This window comes from Noviherbaspirillum aerium (genome assembly GCF_008929045.1).
Taxonomy (GTDB): domain Bacteria; phylum Pseudomonadota; class Gammaproteobacteria; order Burkholderiales; family Burkholderiaceae_D; genus Noviherbaspirillum; species Noviherbaspirillum aerium.
Map to the genome: position 1 here is coordinate 1 of NZ_VFAH01000055.1, position 6,768 is coordinate 6,768.

At 59.2% G+C, this 6,768-nt stretch carries 10 protein-coding genes; all 10 read right to left on the reverse strand.

Features of this window, described 5'->3' with window-relative positions:
* Positions 1 to 196 (reverse strand): ISAzo13-like element transposase-related protein (locus tag FH061_RS29870; protein ID WP_449867000.1); only part of this gene is annotated, 196 nt, incomplete at its 3' end.
* A gap of 38 nt (positions 197 to 234) precedes the next feature.
* Entirely contained in the window at positions 235 to 648 is a 414-nt protein-coding gene (locus FH061_RS29875) for a hypothetical protein (protein WP_151639466.1), read from the reverse strand.
* A gap of 218 nt (positions 649 to 866) precedes the next feature.
* The gene (locus FH061_RS29880) at positions 867 to 1,676 is read right to left on the reverse strand and encodes an SDR family NAD(P)-dependent oxidoreductase (RefSeq protein ID WP_151639467.1); all 810 of its coding nucleotides are present in this window, start codon (positions 1,674 to 1,676) and stop codon (positions 867 to 869) included.
* Between the two features lie 5 nt (positions 1,677 to 1,681).
* Complete coding sequence (locus FH061_RS29885) at positions 1,682 to 2,668, reverse strand: aldo/keto reductase (RefSeq protein ID WP_151639468.1); 987 nt, start codon at positions 2,666 to 2,668, stop codon at positions 1,682 to 1,684.
* A gap of 171 nt (positions 2,669 to 2,839) precedes the next feature.
* Entirely contained in the window at positions 2,840 to 3,073 is a 234-nt protein-coding gene (locus tag FH061_RS31965) for a helix-turn-helix domain-containing protein (protein WP_192805334.1), read from the reverse strand.
* A 147-nt stretch (positions 3,074 to 3,220) separates the two neighbouring features.
* On the reverse strand, positions 3,221 to 4,081 hold the full coding sequence (locus tag FH061_RS29895) for an acyl-CoA thioesterase (RefSeq protein WP_151639469.1): 861 nt from the start codon (positions 4,079 to 4,081) through the stop codon (positions 3,221 to 3,223).
* Between the two features lie 324 nt (positions 4,082 to 4,405).
* Positions 4,406 to 4,582: a hypothetical protein gene (locus tag FH061_RS31970; protein ID WP_404822533.1), complete on the reverse strand. Its 177-nt coding sequence runs from the start codon at positions 4,580 to 4,582 to the stop codon at positions 4,406 to 4,408.
* Positions 4,569 to 4,736 (reverse strand): hypothetical protein, encoded by a 168-nt coding sequence (locus FH061_RS30820; protein ID WP_192805335.1) that lies wholly within the window; start codon positions 4,734 to 4,736, stop codon positions 4,569 to 4,571. Before FH061_RS30820 ends, FH061_RS31970 begins: the two co-directional genes overlap by 14 nt.
* Positions 4,737 to 4,766: 30 nt before the next feature.
* Positions 4,767 to 6,419 (reverse strand): 3-(methylthio)propionyl-CoA ligase, encoded by a 1,653-nt coding sequence (locus FH061_RS29900; RefSeq protein WP_151639470.1) that lies wholly within the window; start codon positions 6,417 to 6,419, stop codon positions 4,767 to 4,769.
* 151 nt (positions 6,420 to 6,570) lie between these two features.
* Positions 6,571 to 6,768, reverse strand: a 198-nt coding sequence (locus tag FH061_RS31425) for a hypothetical protein (protein WP_225984984.1), incomplete at its 5' end; no start/stop codon positions are given.

Genomic DNA, 6,768 nt, shown 5'->3' on the forward strand with positions numbered 1-6,768 from the left:
AAGGAGGGTGACCATAGATTTTTTTGGTATCCACGCTGATGATGGGGGCGCCTGTGGCTTTGAATTGGCTACGCTGCTCGTCTATGTGTTCAAACTGTGCGTTTCGCTCTTTGGGCGATGCTCCCCTGGCTTCTGTGCGGCGCGCATTGGCCTTCGGGGAGAACTCGAATTTGTGCAGCAATTTTGCAACCGTCATGCGGCTCGCCGGATGGCCTCGTGCTGTGAGTGCCTGACTTAAATGTCGCAGCGAACTGCGCTGGCCTTGGCGCGGCGCCCCATGGGATCCCCAGCGGTTTCAGACTCGAGCAGTTCGAGCAGTGCCGCTTCAAGTCCAGGATCCTGGTCTTCAGCAGCGGGCCGGCCTCCACCTGCCGCACGCAAGTGAACATCAGGAGCCTGAGTTAGGTCAGCCTTGATCTCAACGCATCCACGCAGAATCGTCGTTGGACTCATGCCAGTGATCCGTGCCAGCAACTGCTTACCGCCCTGCCCGATATGTAACGCCTCCACGGCAGCGAACCAGCGCCGCTGTGGTTCGCTGAGCCGGCTCATGAGGACATTGATGTGATGATGATAGACCCGGTCAGGATGCTGCCGCCCTGACCGACAGATTGGGCAGGTGCACTGGTGAATCGACGACGTTGCCATGGCAGCCTCCTTATCAGCGACTGATGCCATGAAACCGATTCTCCCCCTATTCTCAGCAAATCACCATGTTGTTGTATGACAAGCCCAATGCGCCGGCTGGGTTTGCGCGGCGCCGTGCGCGGCACGCCGGTTCGTATGACAGTCAGTGATAGGGCGATGCCTTCTCCACTGGATCGGGTCCACTTTACTCTTCAGTAAATTTTAATTCGGCGTAGGCGTCAGGAACGCGTCCAGCCGGCCTCGTCGATCGCAGGCGCCGGATTGCTGCCGTTCCAGTGGTTGGCGAGCACGCGGCGGCCGTTGATGCCATCCGAATCCGCCGAGACCAGCCACAACAGTGGCGGCACGATGATCTGCGGATCGAGCAGTGTAGCGCGTACTGCATCGGGCAGGGCCGGCGGGATCATGCCGGTCGCGGTTACTCCGCCAGGAAGCAGTGCGTTGACCGTTACACCGGTGCCTTCCAGATCCTGCGCCCAGATGATGGTTTCGGATTCCAGCGCGGCCTTGGACGGACCGTAAGGCGAAAAGCCGCGCCGGCGCATGGTTTCGTAGTTCATCGAGATGTTAACGATGCGTCCCCAGCCGGCGCGTAAAAGGTGCGGAACGGCGGCGCGCGCCATCAGAAAAGGGCCGTTCACGTTGGTATCAATCACCATGCGCCAGATCTCCGGCTGTACTTCCCAGAACCGGGGTGGCTCGACAAGAAAACGCTCGCTGGCGTACTTCATGCCGCGTCCGGCATTGTTGACCAGAACGTCCAGACGCTGCCAGCGCGCCAGCGCCGCGTTCACGACCCGTTCGCAATCCTCTGCAATGCGCACATCCGCGATTACCGGCAGCACACGCTGGTCGCCGCACTCTGCATGAATCTCGGCGGCCACCTGTTCCAGTTCGGCGCTTTCCCGTGCGGCAGTGGCGACCACGCACGCTCCGGCCCGAGCCAACCCCTGGGTCATCGCCCGTCCCAGCCCGCGTCCGCCGCCGGTGACGATCACGACGCGCCCGTCCAGTGTTTGCCGGTCCATGGGGCTCATCGGTTCAAGGCCTGCATTTGCGGCGCGGCATAACGTTCTCCGGCGGCAGCGCCGGGTGGCAGAATACGGTCAATACGGGCGAGGTCCTCAGTGCTCAGTCGGACGTCAAGCGCACGAACGTTGTCCTCCAGATGCGGCCGCCTCTTGCTGCCGGGGATCGCCACGATATCTTCGCCCTGCGCCAGAACCCAGGCGAGCGCGAGCTGGGCCGGGGTGCAGCCCTTCTCTGCAGCGATGCGCCCAACTTCGGTCACCAAATCCAGGTTGCGCTGGAAGTTCTCGCCCTGAAAGCGCGGCGAATGGCGCCGGTAGTCGCTCTCGTCGAGGTCCTCGATGCGCGTGATTTGGCCGGTCAAGAACCCGCGCCCGAGCGGACTGTACGCGACATAGCCGATTCCAAGTTCGCGCATGGCAGGCAGGATGGCTTGCTCGGGGTCGCGGCTCCAGAGCGAATACTCGGTCTGTAGCGCGCTGATTGGATGGACCTGGTGTGCGCGCCGGATCGTCTCCGGCGCAGCTTCGGACATGCCGAGAAAGCGCACCTTGCCTGCTTGCACCAGATCCACCATTGCGCCGATGGTTTCCTCAATGGGCACATTGGGATCGACCCGATGCTGATAATACAGGTCGATATGGTCGACACCTAGCCGCTGCAGGGAGGCATCGCAGGCCTGCTTCACATACTCCGGATCGCCGCGCACACCGAGAAACTCGCCGTTGTCGCCGCGCACGTTGCCAAACTTGGTTGCGAGGACCACCTGATCGCGCCGGTCGCGGATCGCCTTGCCGACCAGCTTCTCGTTGGTGAACGGACCGTACATGTCGGCCGTATCCAGAAAGTTAATGCCGCATTCGAGCGCGCGGTGAAGGGTGGCAATCGATTCTGCTTCGTCACCGCGGCCATAGAACTCCGACATGCCCATGCAGCCGAGACCGAGCGCGGAAACCGTCAAGCCTTGTCGTCCCAGTGTGCGCATCTTCATTTGAATTCTCCTGTTGGCATTCTTTAAAGAAATGCATTCGACAATCACGATAATCTCGGGTTCCTGGTGCGTTGATTCGCCGAGGCAGTCCTGCTCACGTGAATGACCGTCGTCTGCTCAAGGGCCAGCCGTGCTCGGGCTGCTTCTGATCGATTCACTCCAGCATCATCCTTATACAGGCTCCTCTTTCTGCGTTCTAGGTAGCCGCTGATTGCACCAATAGCGGCGCTTGCTAGCCAAGCCCTTGAGGCCATCGCGTTCGAACCATCTCTCCCAGCGTGCGACGGTATGACGAGTGGTACGCAGGGCGGCGGCCACATCGGTATAGCTCTTGCCTCCCTTCAAATGCGCCAGGGCGATATAGCGCAGCCGTCGTCGCCCGTTCGGTTCTTCCCTAGTAAGCACAAGTCGAAGTTGTATTGTTGCAGTCCCTGCAACGCTTCTGGCGTCTACATGGCCGCCTACGGGACAGAACCGTGTCTTCTTCAGACCTCCACCGCCACACGCGGTTCGCTTATGTTCGGATTTGGTATAAGCTTGGAAAGGATACTGTTACCTTGTCTCACGTACCCGGATCATCCCTTCTTGGGCCATGGTTGCTACCATCTCCCCTAGCCGATTATAGACGTGGCCTAGGGTAAGCCCACGTCCGCCTGATGCATTGGGGCTGTCCATCACAAATAGCAGCCAGTCGTCCATGCGGAAGGGCCGATGGAACCAAATTGAGTGATCCAGGCTGGCAAGCTGTAGCCGCGGGTCGCCCACCTTATAGCCGTGTGGCTGCAGACAGGTGCTGAGTAAGCCATAGTCCGATACGTACGCAAACAGTGCTTGGTGAATTCTATAATCATCATCGATCTTGCGTGGCGCTCGCATCCATACCCGCTTGTGCGGCACGCTGACGCCAGCATTGAAGATGTCCCCGTCAGGATATCCACGAAAATCGATCGGCACTGGATAGTAGGCTGTGCCCTGCGCTTCCCCCCGCTGTTTCCAGCTTTCCAGCGAGCTGGGCATCGTATTTGGATCTCGGTTTTCACCACTGGACTTCTGATGTGAAAGACCATCTTCCGGAGCTTGGAAGGATGCTGACATCACGAATAGACGACGGCCCTCCTGAGTGGCTACAACGCGCCGAGTGCTGAAGGTGCCGCCATCACGCACCCGCTCGACCAGATACTCGATAGGTAGATGTAGGTCGCCAGGCAGAAGGAACATCGCATGCATCGAGTGCGGAGGACGGCCGTCCACAGTCGTCGAAGCAGCATACAAGGATTGTCCAAGTACTTGACCGCCAAAAACGCGCGGGCTTCCCATGAAGTGGCTTTTTCCGACGAATCGATCCTTGTCAAGGTTTTCAACGCGGAGGACATTGAGGACCGTATCAGTGTCGTAAAGTGAAGTGTCAATCATAGAAAAATACAAGCAGTAGGCGACGCGGCGCCAGCAACAGGGTCATTTGGTTGGACATTACGTTGAACGACGAACCGGTTACTTATTGCAACCGGGATCGGTCCCGAACAAGATTTACTGCGGTTTCTTGTATGGATCGCTTCGGCGCGGTGCACAGGATTTGCGTCAGCGCCTTGTCCTTGCGGTGTAAAGCTGGAAAAATCCCGGCTTGTCGCCAAGGGTTTGCGCCATCGTTTCCAGAGGATCGTTGGATAGTGTCGATGCCACCAACGCAACTTGCGTGAGGACCGAGACCCGGACCGAGGCAAGGTCGCCGTGCCCGTTCTAAATGCACAGGCCGGTCACGCCAACCGGCACTGTGAGCAACTGGCTAGGGGATCGCAGGCCGAACAACTCGATCGACACCTCATATCTAGAATAGTTTACCATCATCCGCGGCATCAGGCTAGCGTAGCTGAAGGCGGCGCCATTGCCTTTCTGCGTCGCGTCATCGCTGCACATAGTTGAGCACCGACGGAGTCATTGCCGCCGTAGTGCGCCTCCAGTTCCCGAAGTCGACAGGCAATCGCCGCAGGATGCCTTGCAGTGGCTTGAAGTAGATCTCGTACTGGAAGTCGCCGAAATGCCCGATTCCTTCCCCAATCCGTTTATCCATGGGCAGTCGCATCAGTCACCGACCGGTGGATCACGTGGCAGGCAGCTTGTAATCCTTGAATTGCTCGCGTATCCGGTTCTTCAAAACCTTGCCGGTAGCGCCGATCGGCAGTGCATCGACGAATGCGACGTCATCCGGTGTCCACCACTTTGCAATCTTGCCGTCGTAGAACCTGATCAGCTCTTCCTTCGTTACTTCCGCGCCCGGTTTCTTCACCACCACCAGCAGCGGCCGCTCATCCCATTTCGGATGGAACACGCCAATGCAGGCGGCCTGCTGCACAGCCGGATGTGCCATGGCGATGTTCTCCAGGTCGATCGAACCGATCCACTCGCCGCCGGACTTGATCACGTCCTTGCTACGGTCCGTGATCTGCATGTACCCGTCGGGGTCGATGGTAGCCACGTCGCCGGTCGGGAACCAGCCTTCCTCCAGCACGTCACCGCCCTCGTTCTTGAAATAACTGCTGATGATCCACGGTCCCTTGACTAGCAGGTTGCCGTAGGTCTTGCCGTCCCACGGCAGTTCCTTGCCGTCGTCGTCGACGATCTTCATGTCCACGCCGAAAATCGCATGGCCCTGTTTCCCCAGGATGGCCTGCTGCTTTTCCGGCGGCAGGGTCAGGTGATGCGCCTGCAGCGTGCAGGCCGTCCCCAGCGGCGACATTTCGGTCATGCCCCAGGCATGCACCACCTCCACGTCGTACTGGTTGCGGAAGGCCTTCATCATCGCCGGCGGGCAGGCCGATCCACCGATCACCGTGCGCTTGAAGGATGAGAACGTGAGGTTGCTCTGGCCAACATGGGTCAGCAGTCCGAGCCAGACGGTCGGCACGCCCGCGGAGAAGGTTACCTGCTCCTGCTCGAACAGCTCGAACAGCGATTTTCCATCCAGCGCAGGTCCCGGAAAGACCATCTTGGCGCCGGTCAGCGGCACCGAGTACGGCAGGCCCCAGGCATTGACGTGGAACATCGGCACCACCGGCAGCACGACGTCGCGCGCGGAGACGTTAAGGGCATCCGGCATGGCTGAGGCATAGGAATGCAGGACCGTCGAGCGATGCGAATAGAGCGCGCCCTTGGGATTGCCGGTCGTGCCCGAGGTGTAGCACAGGCTGGAAGCGGAGTTTTCGTCGAACAGCGGCCACTCGTAATTATCCGAGCTGGCCTCGATCAGATCCTCGTAGCACAGCAGGTTGGCGATCTTGCTCTCGGACGGCATGCGGTCAGGTGCGCACATCATCACAAAGCCCTTGACCGTCTTGCAGTGGGCGGCAAACGCTTCCACCAGCGGCAGGAAATTCAGGTCGAAGAACAGGTACTGGTCCTCCGCATGGTTGGCGATGTAGGCGATCTGTTCCGGGTGCAGGCGAGGGTTGATGGTATGCATCACCGCGCCGGACCCGGAAATCGCGTAGTACAACTCGAGGTGGCGGTAGCCGTTCCAGGCCAGCGTTGCCACGCGGTCGCCCATTTTCACGCCAAGGCCGCCGAGCGCGTTGGCCATCTGGCGCGCGCGCTTGTGGCAGTCACGATAGGTATAGCGATGGATGTCACCTTCGACGCGGCGGGATACGATTTCGTTGGCGCCGTAGTAGCGGTCGGCATGCTCGATGATGCTGGAGATGAGCAAGGGCTCGCTCATCATCTGTCCCATGACTGGGCTCTTCGGGTAGTTCCTCATCTTCTTGAAACCTCTCTCTCGTTGGTGTGATCCAGCCACTCCCTCCGGCGCAGACTAGCTTAACGGGCACGCCGGGAGGCTTGCGGTAAACGTCACTACCCCCTTTTCGGGAAAAATTAGTCTACCACCGCCTTCACTGCCTGAATTGAATCTATTTGTTGATCTGGCCGGGGGAGCAATTCATGACTTTTTGATATGCAATGCCGGCATTGCCTGGCTCGGGAGTTAAAGTCGGAAGTGGTGTACGGCAGGGAACTGAGGCGGGAGTAAGGCGGTAGAGGTTTTTGTTGGACAATTTGATTGTCGAAGTCAAAACCAACCAACAAAGGAAACCTCCACCATGCGTAAG